Below are 21882 nucleotides of genomic sequence, written 5' to 3'. Positions count from 1 at the left end.
AAGATGACATTTTTGCCTGTATTGACATACCTCATTAATCCGATGTTAATTTTCCGCTTAAGTCAGTGGGGACTGATCCAGCAGGCGGCCTGTGATTGAGCCTCTCGCAAACTTCCCCACCGGCCAGACGCTGCCAACCACGCCCTCACAAGGAAGCCCCATGTTTCGCAAGCCTTCGCAAGCTTTCTCAGGCCTTCGCAAGCCCAAGCGTCATCGCCTGACTGCGGCGTTACTCGCTGCCGCCACCCTGCCCCTGGCGGCGATCGCGGTCGCCCAGTCCAATGACGAAAGCGCCGCAAAGAAAAGTGCCACCGACCTGGACCGGGTAACCGTGACCGGTTCCTTGATCCCTCGTAGCGAGATCGAGACAGCCACGCCGGTCATCGTCGTCACCCAGGAAGAAATCCGGTCGCGCGGATTCACCAGCATCGCCGACGTGCTGCGTTCCTCGACCTTCGGCAGCGGCGGCTCGCAAGGCGGGCAGACGGCCAACACCTTCACCCAGGGCGCAGAGGCAGTGAGCTTCTTCGGCCTGCCGCCAGGCTACACAAAATACCTGATCAACGGACGGCCGATGCAGAACTACCCGGCCCTGTACAACGGTGCGGACGTGTTCAACAACATCAGCGGCATCCCGATCGATGCCGTCGAGCGGGTCGAAATCATCCCCGGCGGCGCGTCGTCCCTGTATGGCTCGGATGCGCTTGCGGGCGTGGTCAACTTCATCATGGTGTCCAACTACGAGGGCACCACTGTGAACGTGCGTGCCGGCGGCTACAGCGATGGCGGCGGCTCCTCCACCCGTTTCAGCCTGACCAACGGCCTCAACGCGCTCGACAACCGCTTGAACATGATCAACTCGATCCAGTATGAGAAGAAAGATCCGATCTGGCGCTATCAACGCGACGAGATGAAGCACTACAACTTCGACGGCTATGACCCGCAGAACATCGCTGCCTCGCGCGACATCGTGCTGCTGCCCTCCCTGGGCGGGACGCGTTATCCGTGGCCGGATGGGGTCAGTTGTCCCGAGGGGCTTTTCGGCGGCACCCAGGGCTACCAGACGCGCCCCCGCTATACCGGCGCATATTGCGGCACGATGTATAGCGGCGGCTACACCACGATCAGCAACGAGAAAGAAAGCACCCAATATTTCAATCGCACCACGTTCGAACTGAACGACCGCGCCAGCCTCTATGGCGAATTGCTCTACAACCGCGAGACCTCCAAGTACTTCGCCGGATCGAACGTCTTCTGGTACGGCTCGGACGACTACTACGATCCGGATTTCGGCCAACTGCTGTACATGCAGCGCGCGTTCGCCCCGGAGGAAGTCGGCAGCTTCAAGGACATCATGAGCCGGAACAAGACCGAGAGCTATACCGCGACACTCGGCATCGAAGGCTCATTCGGGGAATCTTGGGATTACAACGCAAGTTTCACCCGCAACGAGTACGAACTGGACGAAGTGGGGTTCTCGCGATACGCGGACCCACTTGCTGCCTATTGGGAGCAGAACATCTTTGGGCCGGTCCTGGGCACTTACGCGCACCCGATCTACGGCAACTTCCCAATCTATCGACCTGACTACGGGAATTACTTCTCGGCTCTGACACCGGCGCAGATGGCCCAGTTCACCGGCTACGAAACCGACCGTTCCAAGACTTGGGACAACCTGTTCCGCACGATCTTGACCAATGCCGATCTGTTCGGCTTGCCCGGCGGTAGCGCCGGCCTGGCGTTCGGTGTCGAGGCCGGCAGCGAAGGCTGGGATTATTCCCCGTCTGCCGCAAAGCTGAACGGCGAGCTCTGGGGTACCTCGGCCATCGCCGGCGCGGGGCACCGCAGCAAGTACGCCGGCTACAGCGAGCTGCGCCTGCCATTCTGGGACCAGCTCACCGTGACCCTCTCCGGGCGTTATGACGCATTCGAGGCTTCGGAGATCGACACGCTTGACAAGTTCACCTGGAGCGCGGGCCTGGAGTATCGGCCGATCAAGAGCCTGCTGCTGCGCGGCAAGTACGGCACCGCGTTCCGCGCGCCCACGCTGTCAGACCTGTTTCAGGGGCGCAGCACTGCGTACAGCTACGTACCGGACTTCTATCGCTGCAGCCTGCCTGCAAACGGAGGGCACACGCCCGACGACATCAGCGGCTGCGCGTACAACTCGGAGCAGATCATCACTGCCCGCGCCGGCAACACCGGCCTGGAATCGACCAGCGCCGACACCTGGAACGCCGGGTTCGTCTGGGCGCCGATGGACACGTTCTCCTTTTCGGCCGACTACTACAGCTGGAAGATCGAAGACGAGCCCAGGCAGATCAGCGCCCGCGACATCCTGGAGCAGGAATACTATTGCTCTGTCGGGCAGCCCGGCCGCGCGATCGCGTCCTGCAGTGACGTCTCCAGCTGGATCGCGCGCGGCCCAGGAGATCGGCTTGAGGAAGTTTTCACGCCACGGATCAACATCGCCCAACAACGCTTGAACCTGCTGCTGCTGCAGACCAACTATCTGCAGGACATCGGCCGCTGGGGCAGCCTGAAATTCAATGGTTCCTACAGCAACAAGCTCAAGCACGAACTGCAGAACTTCCCAGACCTGCCCGTGGTCGACCGCCTCGATTCGCCTGCCCAGATGTATGTCGACGGGGCGAAATGGAGCGCCGAGGGCTCACTAGGCTGGAACGTCGGCGACTGGACCACGACGTGGTTCACGCTGCTGCGCGGCTCGACGCCGAACTGGGTCGCCCAGGCGACCAACAGCTGGAATGCCGTGAATGCATTCGGCGCCGAGGCAGGCCGCTTCGGCACCTACGTCACGCACAACCTGGGAATCGATTACCGGGCAGCCGAAGGCCTGCGGGTCTCGCTACAGGTGAACAACCTGTTCAACAAGTACCCGTTCTATCCCTCTGCATACCCAACCAGCACCAATACACCCTACAACACCTACCTGAACAACGCGTATGGCCGTTCGGTATACCTGCAGACACGCATCGAATTCTGATGCCAAGCAGCAGCGTCGCCGCATAGAATCGGAGAAGGCCCCGCAAGGGGCCTTTTCTTTTGGTGCGCCCGGCACGGGCGCACTCTCTGGATGTGCTGCCATGGCGGGGGAATCGCGAAGCACAACTGCGGAAGGCTTGCGAAAGGACTGGATCTTTCGGCGATCGAGCGCGCTTACAGTAAGTGGCCCACCACACGCCCCGCTACGGTATAAAGCATCACCACTCAACCCCTGGGAGGGGAGTCATGCGCAAGACCAAGCTGATCACGTTGTCCCTGCTGGCCCTGGCCGGCGCGAGTTCGGCGGCGATGGCCGCCGATGGCGCCGTTGGCCGCTGGAAGACCATCGACGACAAGACCGGCGAGGTGAGGTCGATCGTGGAGATCAGCCAGGCCAGCGACGGCAGCGGCCTGACCGGCAAGGTGGTGGAGATCCTCAAGTCGGACGACGGGCCCAACCCGCTGTGCAAGGCCTGCACCGGCGAGCGCAAGGACAAGCCGATCAAGGGCATGACCATTCTCTGGCATCTCAAAGCGGACGGCGCCAATGAATGGGCCGGCGGCACGATCCTGGACCCGAACAACGGCAAGACCTACAAGTCCAAGCTGGAGCTGCAGCCGGGCGGCAAGAAGCTGGACGTCTCCGGCTGCATCGCCTTCATCTGCCGCGCCCAGACCTGGGTGCGCGAATGACGCATCGCCGCAGCGCTTGACCAGGACGGCCCGGCCTTGATCCGGGCCGTCCCGCTTCCGAAGGCCTGCGCGGTGCCCATGCGATAATCGGCGACCCCAGCCGCTTGATCGCCATGACCCGCACCGCACTCGTCAGTACTGCCCTGCCCTACGCCAACGGCCCCCTGCACCTGGGCCACCTGGTCGGCTACATCCAGGCCGACGTGTGGGTGCGCGCCCGCCGCCTGCGCGGCGACAAGACCTTCTTCGTCTGCGCCGACGACACCCACGGCACCCCGATCATGCTGGCCGCCGAACAGGCCGGGGTCACCCCCGAAGCCTTCATCGCCAACATCCAGGCCAGCCACGAGCGCGACTTCGCCGCCTTCGGTGTGGCCTTCGACAACTACGACTCGACCAACGGCCCCACCAACCGCGAGCTGACCGAAGGCTTCTACACCAGGCTGGAACAGGACGGCCACATCAGCCGCCGCAGCGTGGCCCAGTTCTACGACACCGCCAAGGGCATGTTCCTGCCGGACCGCTACATCAAGGGCACCTGCCCCAACTGCGGCAGCGCCGACCAGTACGGCGACAACTGCGAGCACTGCGGCGCCACCTACGCCCCGACCGAACTGATCCAGCCGCGCTCGGTGCTGTCCGGAGTGCCGCCGGAGATCCGCGATTCGGAGCACTTCTTCTTCGAGGTCGGCCACTTCGATGGTTTCCTGCGGCAGTGGCTGGCCGGCGAGGTCGCCCGCCCCGGGGTCAAGGCCAAGCTGATGGAATGGCTGGATGCCGAAGGCGGCCTGCGCGCGTGGGACATCTCGCGCGATGCGCCGTATTTCGGCTTCCAGATTCCCGGCCACCCAGGCAAGTACTTCTACGTCTGGCTGGACGCGCCGATCGGCTACCTGTCCAGCTTCAAGAACCTGTGCGCGCGCATCGGCGAGGACTTCCAGTCGCACCTGGCCGCCGGCACGCAGACCGAGCTGCACCATTTCATCGGCAAGGACATCGTCAACTTCCACGGCCTGTTCTGGCCGGCGGTGCTGCACGGCACCGGCCACCGCGCGCCCACGCGCCTGCACGTCAACGGCTACCTGATGGTCGACGGCGCCAAGATGTCCAAGTCGCGCGGCACCTTCGTCATGGCCCGGACCTACCTGGATGTGGGCCTGGAGCCGGAAGCGCTGCGCTACTACTTCGCGGCCAAGTCCTCCGGCGGCACCGACGACCTGGATCTGAACCTGGGCGATTTCGTCGCCCGCGTGAACGCGGACCTGGTCGGCAAGTTCGTCAACCTGGCCAGCCGCTGCGCCGGCTTCATCGGCAAGCGCTTCGACGGCAAGCTGGCCGACGCGCTGCCCGACCCCGCCCAGTACACCCGCTTCGTCCAGGCCCTGGCACCGATCCGCGAGGCCTACGAGCGCAACGATGCCGCCGCGGCGATTCGCCAGATCATGGCGCTGGCCGACGAGGCCAACCGGTACATCGACGAGCAAAAGCCATGGGTCATCGCCAAGCAGGAAGGCGCACACGCCCAGCTGCAGGCCGTGTGCAGCCAGGGCCTGAACCTGTTCCGGGTGCTGGCGGCCGCACTCAAGCCGGTGCTGCCACGCACCAGTGCCGAAGCCGAAGCCTTCCTGTCCGCGCCCGTGCAGACCTGGGCCGACCTGGACGCGCCGCTGACCGCGCACGTCATCCAGCCCTATACGCCGCTGTTCACCCGGATCGATCCCAAGCTCATCGATGCCATGACCGAGGCTTCCAAGGATACCCTCGCCACCCCGCCTGCGCTGGCGGCCAAGCCGCAGGACAAGAACAAGGACACCGTGCAGGCTCCGGCGCCTGCCGCGGACGGCGCGGCCTTGATCGGCATGGACGATTTCGCCAGGCTCGACCTGCGCATCGGCAAGGTGCTGGCCTGCGAGTTCGTCGAAGGCTCGGACAAGCTGCTGCGCTTCGAACTGGATGCCGGCGCGCTGGGCAAGCGCCAGATCTTCTCCGGCATCCGCGCCAGCTATGGCGAGCCAGACAAGTTGGTCGGCCGCAACGTGGTGTTCATCGCCAACCTGGCCCCGCGCAAGATGCGCTTCGGGATGAGCGAAGGGATGATCCTGTCGGCTGGTTTCGACGGCGACGCGCCGGCGCTGCTCAGTGCCGACGACAGCGCCCAGCCCGGCATGCCGGTGCGCTGAGCGCATCGCTGCTGCTGCGGCGCACTGTGCAGCCTTCGCCAGCCGTGAGCACCTTGCCTGCCGACCTGGTCGAACGCCTGGACCGCCTGCTGCCGCAGACCCAGTGCGGCCAATGCGGTTTCGACGGCTGTCGTCCCTATGCCCAGGCCATGGCCCGCGGCGAGGCCGGCGTGGAGCGTTGCCCGCCGGGCGGTGACGAGGGCGCCCGCGCCCTGGCACGGCTGCTCAAGGTCCCGGTGCAGCCTTTCGATCGCCAGCGCGGTCAGCACCTGCCACCGCAGGTCGCATTGATCGTGGAGGCCGACTGCATCGGCTGCACCAAGTGCATCCAGGCCTGTCCGGTCGATGCCATCGTTGGCGGCGCCAAGTTCATGCACACGGTGCTGGAGGACCTGTGCACCGGCTGTGGGCTGTGCCTGCCGCCATGCCCGGTGGACTGCATCGAGATGGTGCCGGCGGCCTGAGAGGCTGATTCGAAGTGGACACCGGCCTGGCTGGCGCTCGATCAATCCGCTTGCTTGCAGGCCTTGCAGATCCGCTCCACCTCGTAGCCCCTGGCCCGCAGCTTCTCGACCACCCCGTCGCTGCCCAGCAGGTGCAGGGCGCCGACCACGACCAGGGTGTCCTCGTGCCCGGGACCATCGAGGCGGGCCTGGAGTTTGGGCAGCCAGGCCTCGTTGCGGGCGACGTTGATGCGCTGGTAGAGCGCCGGGTACTGGCGCTTCATGTCGGCGGCCAGGCCGTCGCTGAGGGCCTGCACGTCGCCGGCGCGCCAGGCCGCGTGCAGGCGCTGGGTTTCGCGGGCGCCGCTGCTGCCGGCATCGTCCAGGGTCTCGGCCATGTACTGCTCCTGTTCGGCCGGCGACATGCCATCGAGCATGTCGATCTGCTCCTGGCCCAGTTCCAGGCCGGCCACCGGCTTGCCTTCCTGCCTGGCCAGGTTGCCGAAATGCAGGTCCAGGCCGAGCTGCGCATCCAGGCCCTGCCTGGCCATCTCCTGCAGGCTGATGGAGGTGGCCACCAGCCACGGCTCCAGGTGCTGCAGTGAATCCAGCGGCAGGTTGTTGGCCTGCGCATAGGCCTGCAACGCCTTCCAGGTGGCTGGCTTGAGGTGGCGCTGCAGCGAATCGCCCGCCGGCAGCTGCGCGGCGGCCAGCATGGCCTGGCCCAGCGCGGGCGAATCCAGTTCCTCCGGGGACAGCTCCAGCAGCAGCTGCTCGGCGTCGGCGAAGGCCGCCTGCACCTCGGGCGCGAGCGGATAGTCCTGCGGCGTGAGCAGGTGGAAGGAGCCCAGCAGGTACAGCGTGTGCTGGCCATGGCTGGCCTTCCACAGCAGCGGCACCGGCGGCGCCACGGACGCAGCGAAGGACCACGCTGCCACACACAGCAGGCCGGTCAGCACACAACAACGCAGGAACATGCTTGCAACCGCCTTGAGTCAGTGCGAGCCCACCGGCCCGGTGTAGATCTTCTCGCCCGCATCGACCAGCAGGTCCAGGCGGTTTTCGGCCGGCGGCAACGGACAGGTCGCAAAGCGGGTGAACACGCACGGCGGGTTGTAGGCGCGGTTGAAGTCCAGCACGACCTTGCCCGATGCATCGGCCGCCGGCGCGTCCAGGAACCGCCCGGCCGGATACGAGCCATGCCCGCTGGTGCGGTCGGCCATGACCAGGAACAGACCGCCGTCCTCGCCCTCCATCGCGGTCAGCCGGTACGGCCTGCCATCGCGCTCAAACTCGATCACGCCCGGGCTGGGCGCGGCCACGGTATTGCCCACCATGTCGGTGAAGGTCAACGTGCTGCCCGGCGCGCTGGCGATGAACCTGCCCTGGATCCGCCACGACGGGTCGGGCGGCCAGTATTCAAGCGCGGTGAACTGCAGCCGCGCCGGTGCGTTGGCGCTCTTGATCCGCAGGCCCAGGCGCGAGCCGCGGCGGATCAGGGTCATCTGGTTGGCACCGTCATCGAAGCCGATCACCGTCGCCTTGCCGGACTGGTCGTCGATCAACTGGATGCGGCGGGTCAGCGGCTGGCCGTCGGCGGTCATCGCCACACCGCGCTCGGGCGTGAAGTACACCTTGCCACCCAGCTGCTGGACCAGGCCCAGTCTGGGCGGGCCGACCTCCAGCCTGATGCCGCTGCCGGGACCGCTGCCGATGTAGTGGGATTTCAGTTCCAGCCAGTGCAGGCCGACCAGGCTGGTCCAGCCATCGGGCGCCAGCAGCGCGTTGCGCCGCTCGGTCTGCCAGATGGCGTTGTCGGCCAGGAAGGTGGTGTCGGAAGTCAGCGCCTGTTCCGCCTGTGGCGCGGGCTTGTCGCTGCAGCCTGCCAGCACCAGGGCCAGCGCGACCAGGCATGCTTCCGTCGCGCGTTTCATCAGCGTCCCCGTCGAAACCACTTGTCGATTTCGGCCAGGCCGAAATGTGCCCAGGTCGGGCGTCCGTGATTGCACTGGCCGGAGCGCTCGGTGATTTCCATATCGCGCAGCAGTGCGTTCATTTCGGGCAAGGTCAGCCTGCGGTTGGCGCGCACCGCGCCGTGGCAGGCCATGGTGGACAGCAGTTGGTCGCGCGCGGCGGCCACGCGCCGGCTCTGGCCATGTTCGCGCAGGTCGGCCAGCACGTCGCGCAGCAGCGCGCCGGGTTCGGCATGGGCCAGCAATGCCGGCACGCTGCGCACGATCAGGGTCTGCGGGCCGCTGCGGGTGAGGTCGAAACCCAGTTCGGTCAGGGTGGCCGCTTCGCGCTCGGCGACGTCGGCTTCGCGTTCGGCCACGGCCAGGGTCATCGGCACCAGCAAGGGCTGCGCGGTCAGGCCAATGCCGTCGTGCGCGGTCTTCAAACGTTCGTAGCCGATGCGCTCGTGCGCGGCGTGCATGTCGACCACGATCAGGCCCTGCGCGTTTTCGGCCAGGATGTAGATGCCGTGCAGCTGGGCCAGCGCGTAGCCCAGCGGTGGCGTGCCGCCTTGGCCATCGTTGGCTGGCATCGGCGACACCGGCGCCGGCTCGGCCGTGCGCGGCGACGGGCTGTTGTACAGCGCCGCATAGGCGCTGGGGGCATCGGCCACGCGCAGGCCCAGCGGCGACTGCCGGGCGCCGGTCCACTGCAGGGGCTGCGGCATCGCCGCCGCTGCGGGCACGCCGTAGGCCGCCTGCGCGAACGGCATCGCCTGCACCGGCGCCTGCTCGACGCCGCCGGCCACGCCGGCGCGCGTTGCGGCCAGCGCTTCGTGCAGGGTGCGGTGGACAAAGTCGTGGATCATGCGCGACTCGCGGAAGCGCACCTCGTGCTTGGCCGGATGCACGTTGACATCCACCCGCGCCGGATCCAGCTCCAGGAACAGCACATAGGCCGGCTGGCGGCCGTGATGGAGCACGTCCTGATAGGCCAACCTGACCGCGTGGGCGATGTTGCGGTCGCGCACCGGGCGGCCGTTGACGTAGAGGTACTGCTGGTCGGCACTGGCGCGCGAATAGGCCGGCTGGGCGATCCAGCCGTGCAGGCGCAGGCCGGCAGCACTGTGCTCCACGCGCAGCGCCTGGCTGGCGAAATCCTGGCCCAGGGTTTCGTGCAGGCGCAGGGCCGGCTCGGCCTGGCTGCCGCCCTTGTAGCGACGCGAGGCCCGGCCGTTGTGCGAGACGCGCAGCTCCACGTCCGGCCGCGCCAAGGCCAGCGAGCGCAGCCATTCTTCGATATGGCCCAGTTCGGTGCGTTCGGCGCGCAGGAACTTGCGCCTTGCCGGCACGTTGTAGAACAGCTCGCGCACTTCCACCGTGGTGCCCTGCCCGTGCTGGCAGGGACCGACCTGGCCGAGGCGGCCGCCGTCGACCTGCAGGGTCGCGCCATGTGCGTCATGGGCACGGCGCGAGCTCAGCGACAGGCGGCTGACCGAGGCGATCGACGGCAGTGCTTCGCCACGGAAGCCGAGCGTGGCCACGGCTTCCAGATCGTCCAGCGAGGCGATCTTGCTGGTGGCGTGGCGCGAGAGCGCCAGCGCCAGCTCCTCAGGGGCGATGCCGCCGCCGTCGTCGCGGATCCGGATCAGGCCGATGCCGCCTTCCTCCAGGTCGATGTCGACCCGCTGCGCGCCGGCGTCCAGGGCGTTTTCCACCAGCTCCTTGACCACCGAGGCAGGTCGTTCGACCACTTCACCGGCGGCGATCTGGTTGATCAGGGTCTCGGGCAGCTGGCGGATCGGCACGGGCATCACGCGCACGCGGCGCGAAGGAGAAAAGCCAGCCTCGATGATAGCCGACTGGGCCCGGCGGCTTATGGCGCGCCGCCGCCGGCACTGCCAGTCGAAGCGGCCTGCGCGCGCGCGGCGAACAGCGTGCCCGGCGGCGGCGAGCGGCTGAAATAGGTTTCCACGCCTCCAAGCACCGCCCTGGCGATCCCGCGCTGGAAGCTGGGATCGGTCAGCTGCCTTTCTTCGCTGTAGTTGGAGATGAATGCGGTCTCCACCAGCATCGCCGGCATGTCCGAGGTGCGCAGCACCGCGAAGTTGGCCTTTTCCAGGCTGGTCTTGTGCGCGTTGCCGACCTGCTTGAGGCCGGCCAGGACGTGGCCAGCAGCGTCCTCGGAAGCCTTCATGTGGCCACTCTGGGCCAGGTCGATCAGGACCGAGCCCAGGGTGCTGTCCACGCTCTGCAGACTGCGGCCGCCGATCAGGTCGGAGGCGTTTTCCTTGTCGGCCAGCCAGCGCGCGCGCTGCGAGGTGGCGCCCTTGAGCGAGAGCACATACACCGACGAACCGCTGGCGCTGCGGTTTTCCGCGGCATCGGCGTGAATCGAGATGAACATGTCCGCATGCGCGGCACGCGCCTTCACCGCCCGCTGGTTGAGCGGGATGAAGTAGTCGCCATTGCGGGTGAGGTAGGACTTCAGGCCCGGCGTGGCATCGATCTGGCGGGCCAGTTCGCGGGCGATGGCCAGGGTCACGTTCTTCTCGTACTTGCCGGTCGGGCCGATCGCGCCCGAGTCCTGGCCACCGTGGCCGGCGTCGATGGCGATCACCAGCGGGCGCATGCCGGCGCGCATGGCCAGCCTGGGCTGCGGCAGGGTGGTGGCCGGCTGATCGGCCACGGTCGTCTTGGGTTCGACCGGCGCCGGTCGGCCGGTGGCAATGGTCACCCCGGGGGCGACGGTCTGCGGTTCGCTCGGCGCGGGACGGCCGGTGGCGATGGTCACCGCCGGGGCGACGGTCTGCGGCTTGCTCGGCGCAGGCACGATGATACCCGGCACCGGTTGACCGGCCAGGATGGCGGCCGGCGAAAGATCGCCGGGCATGGCCATGGCCAGAGCAGCAGCCGGCGCCTGCTGCGAGGCCGAGGGCGGCGTCGGCGTAGGCGTGGGCGCCGGCATGGCGGCGGCTGGTTCGGGTGGGGCTGCGGTGGCCTGACGCACCACCTCGGCGGCCAGCGACGAGGTTGCACGGGCGGCCGAGACCTGCGGCGCAGCGGCCGGCGCTACGGCCCTTGCAGGTGCAGCCGCGGGCGGCTGGCCGTCGCCGGGCCACGCGATCACCAGCCGCGACTGCGCACCGCTGCCCTCGATATGCGGGGTCATGGCCTTGACCGGCGAGGCCAGCTCGAACACCACGCGCACGGTCCCCGGCACGGGCTGGCCGGTGCGCACCGCGGTGACAACCCCGGTGGGCGCGGGCAGCTTGAGCTGTTTCGGCGCCGACGACTCAGGCAGATCCACCACCAGGCGGTCGGGGCCAGCCAGGGACAGGATCTTGAACTTGCCGGCCCCCTGCAGGGTGATTTCCGCGCGGGTGCCGGTGACACCGTTGCTCAGGTCGATGCCACTGACCTGCCCGGCAAACGCGGGCGACAGGCTACCCTGGAGCAGGACAGCGCCCCCCAAGGCAAGTGCGATTGCGGCTTTCCCCATTGGCATGCCCCGGATTCAAGCATTAACGACCTGCTAATGCAACCCGTTTTTCCCTTAATAATCCGTGACCTGCCTGAACTTCCTCGGCCAGCCAACAGAAGAACCTTCTAAATGGCACTTTCGGCCAGTTGCGCCAGCCAGGCACGGCCCGACTCGGAGCCGGCCAGCAGACGCGCACTGCGCCCTTGGCCGTCGATGGCCAGGTGGATCTGAAGGTCCGGCGGGGGCAGGCCGCCGCGGCCTTTTTCCGCCCATTCGATCAGCCACAGCGTGGCCACTGCCTCGTCCAGGCCCAGGAAATCCAGCTCGCTGGCATCGCCGAGCCGATACAGATCCAGATGCCAGGCCTCTCCGCCGGCAATGGGATAGCGCTCGACCAGGGTGTAGGTCGGGCTGCGGATCGCGCCGCTCACGCCCAGGGCGCGCAGCAGCGCCCGCGCCAGGGTGGATTTTCCGGAGCCCAGGTCACCATGCAGGTGCACGGCGGCCAGCGGCGGCCGGGTCCGGGCCAGCGCAGCGCCCAGTCGGGCGGTGTCCTCGACCGTGGCCAGGTGCAACTGCATCAACGCGGCTGCGGGTTGGACAGCGGTTGCAGGTGCGCGAACAGGTCGCTGGCCAGCAGGCCACGCTGGCCGCGCCTGGCTGCGGCATCACCGGCCATGCCGTGCAGCAGGGCGCCGGCGCTGGCCGCTTCGAGCGACGGCAGGCCCTGCGCGCGCAGGGCGGCGATCACCCCGGTCAGCACGTCGCCCATGCCGCCGGTGGCCATGCCGGGATTGCCTGCGGCGATCACGCGCGGCAGCTGGCCTTCGCTGGCGATCACGCTACCGGCACCCTTGAGCACGACGGTCGCGTGCAGGCGCGTGCACAACTGGGCGATGGCGCCAAAGCGGTCGGCCTGCACTTCCCTGGGTGTACGCCCGAGCAAGCGCGCCGCTTCGCCCGGATGCGGGGTGAGGATCGCATCGCCCAGCGGGCGCGGATTGGCCGCGATGAGGTTGAGCGCGTCGGCATCGAGCACCAGCGGCTTGCCGGCCTCCAGTGCCAGGCGCAGCAGGGCCCTGCCCCAGTCGCCCTGGCCCAGCCCCGGGCCGATCGCGACCACGTCGGCCGCATCGAGCAGCGGCTGCAGGTCGCTGCCCGATTCCACCGCGTAGGTCATCGCTTCCGGGCGACGGGCAAGCAGCGGGCCGACATGCGCCTTGCGGGTGGCCACGCTGACCAGCCCGGCACCGCTGCGCAGCGCGGCTTCGGCGGTCATCGCGATCGCACCGCCATGGCCCAGGTCACCGCCGATCAACAGCACCCGGCCGCTTTCGCCCTTGTGGGTGTCGCGGCGGCGCGGCCGCAGCCAGGTATGCAGCAGCTGCGGGGTCAGCAACAAGGCCTTGGGTGCGGACATCTGCACCAGGTCGGCGGGCACTTCGAGCGCATCGAAGGCCAGCTCGCCGGCGTGTTCCAGGCCGGCGCCGGTGTACAGGCCGTGGTGGCGCACGATGAACTGCAGGGTCATCTGCGCGCGCACCGCCACACCCGGCGCCGTCGCCAGCGAGGCATCGATGCCGCTGGGCACGTCCAGGGCAAACACCGGCGCCGGCTGGGCGTTGATCGCCTCGATCAGCCGCTGCGCCTGCCCTTCCGGCGCACGCGCAAGGCCGATGCCGAACAGCGCATCGACCACCACCTCGGCCGCCGGAAACTGCTCAGGGAACAGCGCGATCGCGCCACCGGCGGCGATGTAGGCGGTGCAGGCGCGTTGGGCCAGGTCGGTGCGCGGGGCGTGCTCTTCCAGGTGCAGCACCACCACCGCGCGGCGTGCCTGCAGTGCGGCCAGGGCCAGCACGTAGCCGTCGCCGCCGTTGTTGCCCGGCCCGCAGACCACGGTGAGGCGTTGCGCATCGGGCCAGCGCGCCTGCAGTTGCCGCCAGGCCGCGTGGCCGGCGCGCTGCATCAGCTCGAACGCACCACCGGCCAGCCGCGCACTGGCCTGCTGGTCCAGGGCACGCGCCGCGGCGCTGCCGTGCAGGGGAATCAAGGCGGTCATGGCGCGCGATTCTATACTTGCGCGCATGAGTGCCTGCTCTGCCACACCGATCGACCTGCACGCGCTGGCTGCGCAGGTGCGCGCACTGTCGCGCGAGCTGGGGTTCCAGCGCTGCGGCATCACCGGCGTGGAGCTCGGCCAGGACCAGGAGCACCTGCGCAGCTGGCTGGCCGAAGGCCTGTACGGCTCGATGGACTGGATGGCGCGGCACGGTGACATGCGATCGCGCCCGGCCGAACTGATCCCCGGCACGCTGCGGGTGATTTCGGTCGGCCTGGACTACGGCCACGATGACAGCAGCCAGGCCTGGGCCACGCTGGCCAACGGCGAGCGCGCCTACGTCGCCCGCTACGCGCTGGGCCGCGACTACCACAAGCTCATGCGCGGTCGTCTGCAGAAACTGGCGATGCGACTGCAGGAGCAAGTGGGGCCGATCGGCCATCGGGTGTTCGTCGATTCGGCGCCGGTGCTGGAGCGCGCCCTGGCCCGCAACGCAGGGCTGGGCTGGATCGGCAAGCACACCTGCCTGATCGACAGGCACGGCGGCTCATGGTTCTTCCTGGGCGAGATCTACGTGGACATCCCGCTGCCGGTGGACACCCCGGCCAGCGCCCACTGCGGCAGCTGCGTGCGCTGCATCGATGTGTGCCCCACGCAGGCGATCATCGCCCCGCACCGGCTGGACGCGCGCCGCTGCATCGCCTACCTGACCATCGAACACGAAGGCCCGATCCCCATCGAGCTGCGCAAGCCGATCGGCAACCGCATCTTCGGCTGCGACGACTGTCAGCTGGTATGTCCCTGGAACAAGTTCGCCAGGCGCACCGACGAGCCGGACTTCCGCGCCCGCAATGACCTGGACGTGGCCACGCTGCCGCAGCTGTTCGCCTGGGACGAAGCGGAGTTCCTGACCCGCACAGAAGGCTCGCCCATCCGCCGCAGCGGGCACCAGCGCTGGCTGCGCAACATCGCCGTGGCGCTGGGCAATGCACCAAGCTCGCCGGCGGTGCTGGAAGCCCTGGCCAGCCGACGCGAAGACGATTCCGCGCTGGTGCGCGAACATGTGGGCTGGGCGCTGGCGCAACACGAGGCCTGACGATCGTCAGAGGCGTAGGGCGGGTCTCGACCCGCCGCCGTTAATTCAACGATATCGCGATGGCGGGTCAAGACCCGCCCTACGGTTCAACGCGTGCGGATCTGCTCCAGCAGCGCGCGCGTGACCGGATCTTCGGCTTCCGCCACGCCCTTGAGTGCCGGCAGCAGGCCGCTGGCCAGCTGCTTGCCCAGCTCCACGCCGAACTGGTCGAAGGCGTTGATGCCCCAGGCCAAAGACTGCGCGTAGACGCTGTGCTCGTACATGGCGATCAGCGCGCCCAGCGACTGCGGGGTCAGTGCGTCGAGCAGGATCATGGTGCTGGGGCGGCCGCCGGCGTAGCTGCGGTGCGGATCGTCGCTGGCCTGGCCATTGGCCAGCGCCTCGGACTGGGCCAGCAGGTTGGACAGCAGCGCGATGTGGTTTTCGGTGTATGGATCGTCGTTGTGGATGGTGCCGACAAAATCCAGCGGCACGATCTGGGTGCCCTGGTGCAACGCCTGAAAAAAGCTGTGCTGCACGTCGGTGCCGGGCCCGCCCCACCACACCGGCACCGTCTCGCAGTCCACCGGGCTGCCATCGATGCGCGTGGACTTGCCCAGGCTCTCCATCACCAGCTGCTGCAGGTAGTTGGGCAGCAACGCCAGGCGCTGGTCATAGGTCATCACGCCATGGGCGGCGTGGCCGAGCACATTGCGGTTCCAGATCGCGGTCAGCCCGTGGCGGATGGGAAGGTTGGATTCGGCCGGGGCCTCCAGCACGTGCTGGTCCATCAGCGCCGCGCCCTCCAGCAGCGCCTCGAAGTTCCTGAAGCCGATCGCCAGCGCAATCGGAAACCCCACCGCCGACCACAGCGAATAACGCCCGCCCACCCAGTCCCACATCGGCAGCACGCGCTCGGATGGAATGTCGAATGCATCGGATGCGCGCTGCGGGTTGGCGCTGACCGCATACAGGCGCTCGCTGCCGCCCAGCCACTCGGCCAGGATCCGGCCGTTGAGCAGGGTCTCCTGGGTGCCAAAGGTCTTGGAGATCAGGATCGCCGCGGTGGTCGCAGGATCCAGCCCGGCCAGCGTGCGCTGGGCGGCGGCGCCATCGACATTGGAAATGAAGTGCACGCGCAGCTTCGGCTGCAGCGGACCCAGCGCATCGACCACGTGGCGCGGACCCAGGTCCGAGCCGCCGATGCCGACGCTGACGATGTCGGTGACTTCGCTGGCTTCCAGCGCGGCCACCAGCTGGCCCATGCGCGCGCGCACCCTGGCCGCTTCGGCATGGGCCTCCTGCGCGAGCCTGCCCTGGGTCAGGTTGCTGCGCAGCGCGGTGTGCAATGCGGCGCGGCCTTCGGTGGGATTGACCACTTCACCGCAGAACAGGCGCTGGTAGGCGGCCTTCAGGTCCAGCTCGGCGGCCAGCGCATGCAACGCGGCCAGCGCCTGGCGGTCATAGCCCTGGCGGGCGAAGCTGGCGTACAGCGGCCCGACCCGCAGGGCGAACTCCGAGGCGCGCGCAGGGTCCTGTTCCAGCAAGTCCGGCGCGCGCAGACCGCGCAGGCGTGCAGCGTGGGAGCGCAACGCGTCGAACTTCGTCATCAGGCGGCCTGCTTTGGAATCGACTGGTTGGTGTGGGTGATGCGGTTGTACCCGTCCACGTACACCAGGGTGGGCTTGAACAGGTCGGCTTCGGCCTCGCTCATCGCGGCGAAGGCGGCGATGATGATGATGTCGCCGACCTGCACGTGCCGGGCCGCGCCGCCATTGAGCGAGATGATGCCGCTGCCTTCGTCGGCACGCAGCGCATAGGTGCTGAAGCGGGCGCCGTTGGTGACGTCCCAGATGTGCACCTGCTCGAACTCGCGGATGCCGGCGGCGTCGAGCAGGTGGCCGTCGATGGCCACCGAGCCTTCGTAATTCAGCTCCGAATGGGTGACGGTGGCGCGGTGGATCTTGGTCTTGAGCAGGCTCAGTTGCATCGTCGTATCGACCCCGGGAACACAGGCCGGCGAGTCTAGCAGCGCCCGCCGCACGCGGCCGTGCAAGCGCTGGCGCCTTTTAGAATTCCAGGTTGTCGATCAGGCGCGTGCGGCCCAGGCGCGCGGCAATCAGCGCCACCCGGGCACCGGTGTCCGCCGGCCCCGGCTCGGACAGGTCCGGTCGGCGCACCACGGCATAGTCGACCTGGAAACCGGCAGCGGTCAGGTGCGCGCGCGCGGCCGCTTCGACCTCCGCCCGCGCGGTGCCGGCCAGCATGGCCTGGCGCATCTGCTGCAGGGTGCGGCGGATCTCGGCCGCGCGCGGGCGCTCCTGGGCCGACAGGTACTGGTTGCGCGAGCTCATCGCCAGGCCATCGGCCTCGCGCACGATGCTGCCGCCCAGGATCTGGATCGGGAACGCCAGGTCGGTGACCATCTGTCGGATCACCGCCAGCTGCTGATAGTCCTTCTTGCCGAAGCCGGCCACGTCCGGCACGACCTGGTTGAACAGACGGCTGACCACGGTGCACACGCCATCGAAATGACCCGGGCGGCATTCGCCTTCCAGCACCGAGCTCACGCCCGGCACGTGCACCTTGGCCGCCAGCTCGATGCCGAACGGATACATCGATTCGACCGTGGGCAACCACAGCACGTCGCAGCCGGCGCCTTCCAGTCCCGTCGTGTCGGCATCGGGCGTGCGCGGGTAGCGAGTGTAGTCCTCGTTGGGCCCGAACTGGGTCGGGTTGACGAACACGCTGGACACCACGCGATCGGCGTACTGCCGGACCAGCATGATCAACGAATAATGGCCGGCGTGCAGGTTGCCCATGGTCGGCACGAAGCCCACCCGCAGGCCCTGGCGCTTCCAGCCCATGACGCGGGCGCGCAGGGCGTCCAGTTCGGTGATGGTTTCGATCATGAGCGCCCTGTCCGCGCGTGGGGAGTCGTGGAAAACGGCGCGATCAATACGAGTGCGCGGCATCGGGAAAACTGCCCTCGCGCACCGCGGCGGCATAGGCGCGCACGGCGCCGGCGACCGAGCCACCTTCGGCCAGGAAATCCTTGACGAACTTCGGCCGGCGATGGCCCATCTCCAGGCCCAGCAGGTCGTGCAGCACCAGCACCTGGCCATCGCACTGCGCGCCGGCGCCGATACCGATGGTGGGGATGTCCACCGCGGCGGTGATGCGCGCGGCCAGCGCGGATGGCACGCACTCGAGCACCAGCAGGCTGGCGCCGGCATTGGCCACGGCGATGGCATCGGCCAGGAGTTTTTCCGCTGCCGCCTCCTCGCGGCCCTGCACCCTGTAGCCACCGAAGGACAGCACCGACTGCGGGGTCAGGCCCAGGTGCGAGCACACCGGGATGTCGCGCTCGGCCAGGAAGCGGATGACCTCCAGCTTGTGGCCGGCGCCTTCGAGCTTGACCATCTGCGCGCCGACCTGCAGCAGCTGGGTCGAGGCAACCAGGGCGCGTTCGCGCGTGGCATCGGCCTGGAACGGCAGGTCGGCCACCAGCAGCGCGCGCGCCAGCCCGCGGGCGACGATGCGCGTGTGGTAGACCATCGCCTCCACGGTCACCGGCAGGGTCGAATCGTGGCCCTGCACGACCATGCCCAGCGAGTCGCCGATCAGGATCAGATCCACGCCGGCCGCATCAAGCGTGCGCGCGAAGCCGTAGTCGTAGCAGGTCAACATCACCAGTTTCTGCCCGGCCTGCTTGGCTTGGCGCAGGGCGGGAACGGTCCAGGGCTTGCTGTCGGCGTGGGTACTCATCGCCGCGCATTATCCACTGATCACCCGGATGGCGTCATGGCCCACGCGCAATGCAGCTTCCCGCACCGTCCCGTGGCCGGCGATGCGCAGTTCCGGCGCCACATCGGCCAGCGGCACCAGCGCAAAGGCGCGCTCATGCAGGCGCGGATGCGGCACCTGCAGGCCAGGCAGTTCGATCATCGCATCGCCGTAGAGCAACAGGTCCAGGTCCAGCGTGCGCGGGCCCCAGCGCTGCTCGCCGCTGCGCTGGCGGCCGAACTGGCGCTCGATCTCCAACAGCGCGGCCAGCAGCGCCGGCGCGTCCAGCGTGGTGTCCACGCGCGCGGCGGCGTTGATGAAATCCGGCTGCGCCTGCATGCCCCAGGCCAGGGTGAGGTACAGCGGCGAAGCCGACACCAGCGTGGTGCCGGGCAGCGCGCCGATCGCGGACAATGCGGCGCGCACCGTGCCGGCCGCATCGCCCAGGTTCGCCCCCAGGCCGATGCAGGCCGTGACCGCCATGCTCATTCCCCGCTTGCGCCCGCAGCGCCACTGCGACGACGACGGCGCCGGCGGCGCTTGGACGGCACCGCATCTTCGTCGGTGTAGCTGTCGCCGGGCACCTCCACGCCCAGGGTCGCGGCAAGCTCCTCGTTGGTCTGGGTCTGGGCCTGGGTCCAGAACTCCACGTCGGCCGCATGGTCGGGCGAGGCCGACTGGCGCAGCACCAGGAAATCGAACGCCGCGCGGAAGCGTGGATGGGCCAGCAGGCGCGTGACCCGCTTGCGCTGGCGCTGGGAGAAGCGCGACTGCAGCAGCCAGATTTCCTGCATCGGCAGCGAGAAGCGCCGTGGCAGCGCGATGGTATTGAGCTGGTGCACGGTGACCCGGTCGGCGGCCCGGCGCGCGGCCTCTTCCGGATGGACGCCCTGCGCCTGCAGGCCGATCAGCGCCTTGCAGTACGCCGGCCACAGCAACAGTGCAAACAGGAACGCCGGCGAGACCGGCTCGTCATTGGCCACCCGCGCATCGGTGCCGGCCAGACCTTCCAGCAACATCGCGCGCAGCGCACCGCTGCGGTTGGACTGCAGCGCCGCGGCGCTTTCCGGCAGCAGCACCGGCAGCAGGCCGCTGTGCTCCAGGCCCTGGAAGCTGGCCACCGCGTTGCCGGACAGGAACAGCTTGAGGATCTCCTCGAACAGCCGCGCCGGCGCGGCCTCGGCCAGCAGCGGCGCCAGCACCGGGATCGGGTCGGCGGTGGGCCCATCGATGGTGAAACCCAGCTTGGCCGCCAGGCGCACCGCGCGCAGCATCCGCACCGGGTCTTCGCGGTAGCGCTGTTCGGGATCGCCGATCAGCCTCAGCCGCCGCGCCATCACGTCCTCGAAACCGCCGCAGTAGTCGCGCACCGAAAAATCCTCGATCGCGTAATACAGCGCGTTGGCGGTGAAGTCGCGGCGGATCGCGTCGTCCTCGATCGAGCCGTAGACGTTGTCGCGCAGCAGGCGGCCATCCTCGTGGGTTTCGCGGTCGCCGCTGCCGTCGTCGCTGTTGGCGCGGAAGGTGGCGACCTCGATGATCTCGCGGCCAAACACCACGTGCGCCAGGCGGAAGCGGCGGCCGATCAGCCGGCAGTTGCGGAACTGCTGCTTGATCTGCTCGGGCGTGGCGTCGGTGGCCACGTCGAAATCCTTCGGGTGCTGCCCGACCAGCAGGTCGCGGACCGCGCCACCGACCAGATACGCCGAGAAGCCGGCATCGCGCAGGCGATACAGCACGCGCAGGGCATTGGGACTGATATCCCGACGCGAGATGGTGTGCGCCTCGCGGGGAATGACGATGGGCTGGAGTTCGGCGGTGATGATTGCGGCTTCCGTGTATTTGAGCGGCCGACCCGATTGCCGGGGGCCAATGCTGCCGATATACTAACCAGCTAAGCGCTCGCGGCCAAAACGCTCCCTTCGTCTAACGGTTAGGACGTGGCCCTCTCAAGGCTAAAATAGGGATTCGAATTCCCTAGGGAGCACCACCGCGACTGCCTGGAAGTGATCAGACCCGGCCCACGCCGGGTCTTTTCATTTGCGTCCGGCCTGAATCATGCCGGGGGCTTCCTATAGAATTGCCAGCCCCCTTGTTGCGCGCCACCGGATCTGTCATGCCCTTCGTCGTCACCGAGAACTGCATCAAGTGCAAGTACACCGACTGCGTCGAGGTGTGCCCGGTGGACTGTTTCCATGAAGGCCCCAACTTCCTGGTGATCGACCCGGACGAATGCATCGACTGCACCCTGTGCGAGCCGGAATGTCCGATCAACGCAATTTATCCCGAAGACGACGTGCCGGCCGGCCAGGAGGCCTTCGTGGCACTCAATGCCGAACTGGCCAAGGCCTGGCCGGTGATCACCGTGCGCAAGGAGCCGTTGCCCGACGCCGCCGACTGGGAAGGCAAGCCCGGCAAGCTGCCGCTGCTGCAACGCTGAAGGCGCCGCACCGCCACGCCCGCTCGGGGACCCGCCCCGGCTCCAGACCGGGATCAACGGGAAAGGCGCCATCGGCGCCTTTCCCGTGAGCAGCCATCGGCGGACCGATCAGGTCCCGCCGAGCTTGTTCTTCAGCTCCGCCATCAGGCGGGTGGCTTCCGGGCCATTGGCCGGCACGCCGCGCGGATCGACCGCCGACACGTAGGTCCCCGAGGCGGTGGGTGAGACCCGCACCAGGAAGCTCTGGCCCTGGTAGGACACGTCGTAGCTGCCCAGCAGTTGCGCGCTGCTGGCGATGGTCAGGCCATCGACCGTGCCCAGCGCCTGGCCTACCCTGGTGAAGACCTCCTCGCGGGTGCCGGCCACGTTGAAGCCGGAGGTGTTCACGCTCGAAGGCCCGCTCTGCTGGCCGGCGCCGGCGGCAGCGCCGGTGGCCACGGTCGGCACCTGCATGGCGCCGGCAGTGCTGGGTACGTTCAGGTCGGGCGGGACTTCCAGCGGACGCTCCTGCTCGGCCAGCGCGTAGTCGCCCTTGGGCCCCTTGTGGAACCACTTGCAGCCGGACAGGCCGACGATGGACATCGCCAGCACCACTGGCAAGGCGAGACGCGAAGCACGGGAAAAACGCATTGGATGAATCTCCATTTTTTAAAATTCAGGCCGTTGAAGTCGGGCCGCGAGCAGTACGCCTCTGGCGCAGGCCCTGGCTAGGCGTGGAATTCTGCCAGTTGCGCGTCCCATGCGCTCGCCGCGGCAGGATC

The 21882-nt window shown here is 68.1% G+C and carries 19 protein-coding genes and 1 tRNA gene; 7 read left to right on the top strand and 13 right to left on the bottom strand.

Annotation, left to right across the window (positions count from 1 at the left end):
* The first annotated feature begins 160 nt into the window (after nt 1-160).
* The 4 genes from DSC_RS05835 (at nt 161) to rnfB (ending at nt 6343) form a co-directional block, all read left to right on the top strand.
* Nucleotides 161-3007, top strand: coding sequence for a TonB-dependent receptor domain-containing protein (locus DSC_RS05835; RefSeq protein WP_014160214.1), 2847 nt, complete (start codon nt 161-163; stop codon nt 3005-3007).
* Nucleotides 3008-3252: 245 nt separating this feature from the next.
* Nucleotides 3253-3699: a DUF2147 domain-containing protein gene (locus DSC_RS05830; protein WP_014160213.1), complete on the top strand. Its 447-nt coding sequence runs from the start codon at nt 3253-3255 to the stop codon at nt 3697-3699.
* Between the two features lie 113 nt (nt 3700-3812).
* Nucleotides 3813-5879 (top strand): methionine--tRNA ligase, encoded by a 2067-nt coding sequence (metG, locus tag DSC_RS05825; RefSeq protein WP_014160212.1) that lies wholly within the window; start codon nt 3813-3815, stop codon nt 5877-5879.
* 53 nt (nt 5880-5932) lie between these two features.
* Complete coding sequence (gene rnfB / locus DSC_RS05820; protein WP_014160211.1) at nt 5933-6343, top strand: Rnf electron transport complex subunit RnfB; 411 nt, start codon at nt 5933-5935, stop codon at nt 6341-6343.
* Nucleotides 6344-6384: 41 nt separating this feature from the next.
* Here the strand turns inward: rnfB and DSC_RS05815 are convergent, their stop codons facing one another.
* From DSC_RS05815 to DSC_RS05790, 6 genes are all read right to left on the bottom strand, one after another.
* Nucleotides 6385-7299 (bottom strand): TraB/GumN family protein, encoded by a 915-nt coding sequence (locus DSC_RS05815; protein ID WP_014160210.1) that lies wholly within the window; start codon nt 7297-7299, stop codon nt 6385-6387.
* A gap of 18 nt (nt 7300-7317) precedes the next feature.
* Entirely contained in the window at nt 7318-8256 is a 939-nt protein-coding gene (locus DSC_RS05810) for a DUF1684 domain-containing protein (RefSeq protein WP_014160209.1), read from the bottom strand.
* Complete coding sequence (gene mutL, locus DSC_RS05805) at nt 8256-10088, bottom strand: DNA mismatch repair endonuclease MutL (RefSeq protein ID WP_014160208.1); 1833 nt, start codon at nt 10086-10088, stop codon at nt 8256-8258. The genes DSC_RS05810 and mutL overlap by 1 nt, the downstream gene beginning before the upstream one ends.
* 62 nt (nt 10089-10150) lie before the next feature.
* Nucleotides 10151-11776, bottom strand: coding sequence for an N-acetylmuramoyl-L-alanine amidase (locus tag DSC_RS05800; RefSeq protein WP_014160207.1), 1626 nt, complete (start codon nt 11774-11776; stop codon nt 10151-10153).
* Between the two features lie 107 nt (nt 11777-11883).
* Nucleotides 11884-12339 (bottom strand): tRNA (adenosine(37)-N6)-threonylcarbamoyltransferase complex ATPase subunit type 1 TsaE, encoded by a 456-nt coding sequence (gene tsaE / locus DSC_RS05795; RefSeq protein ID WP_014160206.1) that lies wholly within the window; start codon nt 12337-12339, stop codon nt 11884-11886.
* Nucleotides 12339-13820 (bottom strand): bifunctional ADP-dependent NAD(P)H-hydrate dehydratase/NAD(P)H-hydrate epimerase, encoded by a 1482-nt coding sequence (locus tag DSC_RS05790; protein WP_014160205.1) that lies wholly within the window; start codon nt 13818-13820, stop codon nt 12339-12341. Before DSC_RS05790 ends, tsaE begins: the two co-directional genes overlap by 1 nt.
* A 25-nt stretch (nt 13821-13845) precedes the next feature.
* Between DSC_RS05790 and queG the strand changes: the two genes are divergently transcribed.
* Nucleotides 13846-14916: a tRNA epoxyqueuosine(34) reductase QueG gene (queG, locus tag DSC_RS05785; protein WP_014160204.1), complete on the top strand. Its 1071-nt coding sequence runs from the start codon at nt 13846-13848 to the stop codon at nt 14914-14916.
* Nucleotides 14917-15002: 86 nt separating this feature from the next.
* Here the strand turns inward: queG and pgi are convergent, their stop codons facing one another.
* The 6 genes from pgi to pcnB all read right to left on the bottom strand — a co-directional run bounded on the left by pgi (nt 15003) and on the right by pcnB (nt 20555).
* On the bottom strand, nt 15003-16505 hold the full coding sequence (gene pgi, locus DSC_RS05780) for a glucose-6-phosphate isomerase (protein ID WP_014160203.1): 1503 nt from the start codon (nt 16503-16505) through the stop codon (nt 15003-15005).
* Nucleotides 16505-16885, bottom strand: a complete 381-nt coding sequence (gene panD, locus DSC_RS05775; RefSeq protein ID WP_014160202.1) for an aspartate 1-decarboxylase — start codon at nt 16883-16885, stop codon at nt 16505-16507. The genes pgi and panD overlap by 1 nt, the downstream gene beginning before the upstream one ends.
* 79 nt (nt 16886-16964) lie before the next feature.
* Nucleotides 16965-17807, bottom strand: coding sequence for a pantoate--beta-alanine ligase (gene panC, locus DSC_RS05770; protein ID WP_014160201.1), 843 nt, complete (start codon nt 17805-17807; stop codon nt 16965-16967).
* 43 nt (nt 17808-17850) lie between these two features.
* On the bottom strand, nt 17851-18663 hold the full coding sequence (gene panB, locus DSC_RS05765; RefSeq protein WP_014160200.1) for a 3-methyl-2-oxobutanoate hydroxymethyltransferase: 813 nt from the start codon (nt 18661-18663) through the stop codon (nt 17851-17853).
* 9 nt (nt 18664-18672) lie between these two features.
* Nucleotides 18673-19164, bottom strand: coding sequence for a 2-amino-4-hydroxy-6-hydroxymethyldihydropteridine diphosphokinase (folK, locus tag DSC_RS05760; protein ID WP_014160199.1), 492 nt, complete (start codon nt 19162-19164; stop codon nt 18673-18675).
* 2 nt (nt 19165-19166) lie between these two features.
* Complete coding sequence (pcnB, locus tag DSC_RS05755) at nt 19167-20555, bottom strand: polynucleotide adenylyltransferase PcnB (protein WP_083833485.1); 1389 nt, start codon at nt 20553-20555, stop codon at nt 19167-19169.
* Nucleotides 20556-20596: 41 nt separating this feature from the next.
* Between pcnB and DSC_RS05750 the strand changes: the two genes are divergently transcribed.
* Both DSC_RS05750 and fdxA read left to right on the top strand, forming a co-directional pair.
* Nucleotides 20597-20671: transfer RNA gene (locus DSC_RS05750), tRNA-Glu, on the top strand.
* Nucleotides 20672-20797: 126 nt separating this feature from the next.
* Entirely contained in the window at nt 20798-21121 is a 324-nt protein-coding gene (gene fdxA, locus DSC_RS05745) for a ferredoxin FdxA (RefSeq protein WP_014160197.1), read from the top strand.
* A 108-nt stretch (nt 21122-21229) separates the two neighbouring features.
* Here fdxA and DSC_RS05740 read toward each other — a convergent pair whose 3' ends face one another.
* Nucleotides 21230-21751 carry a hypothetical protein gene (locus DSC_RS05740; protein WP_014160196.1) on the bottom strand — a complete coding sequence of 174 codons (522 nt, stop codon included), beginning with the start codon at nt 21749-21751 and terminating at the stop codon, nt 21230-21232.
* Nucleotides 21752-21882 lie beyond the last annotated feature (131 nt).

It is taken from the genome of Pseudoxanthomonas spadix BD-a59 (assembly GCF_000233915.3).
In the GTDB taxonomy this organism is placed as follows: Bacteria; Pseudomonadota; Gammaproteobacteria; order Xanthomonadales; family Xanthomonadaceae; genus Pseudoxanthomonas_A; species Pseudoxanthomonas_A spadix.
Note: the sequence above shows the minus strand (reverse complement) of the source record. Positions and strands in the feature narration are given on the sequence as shown.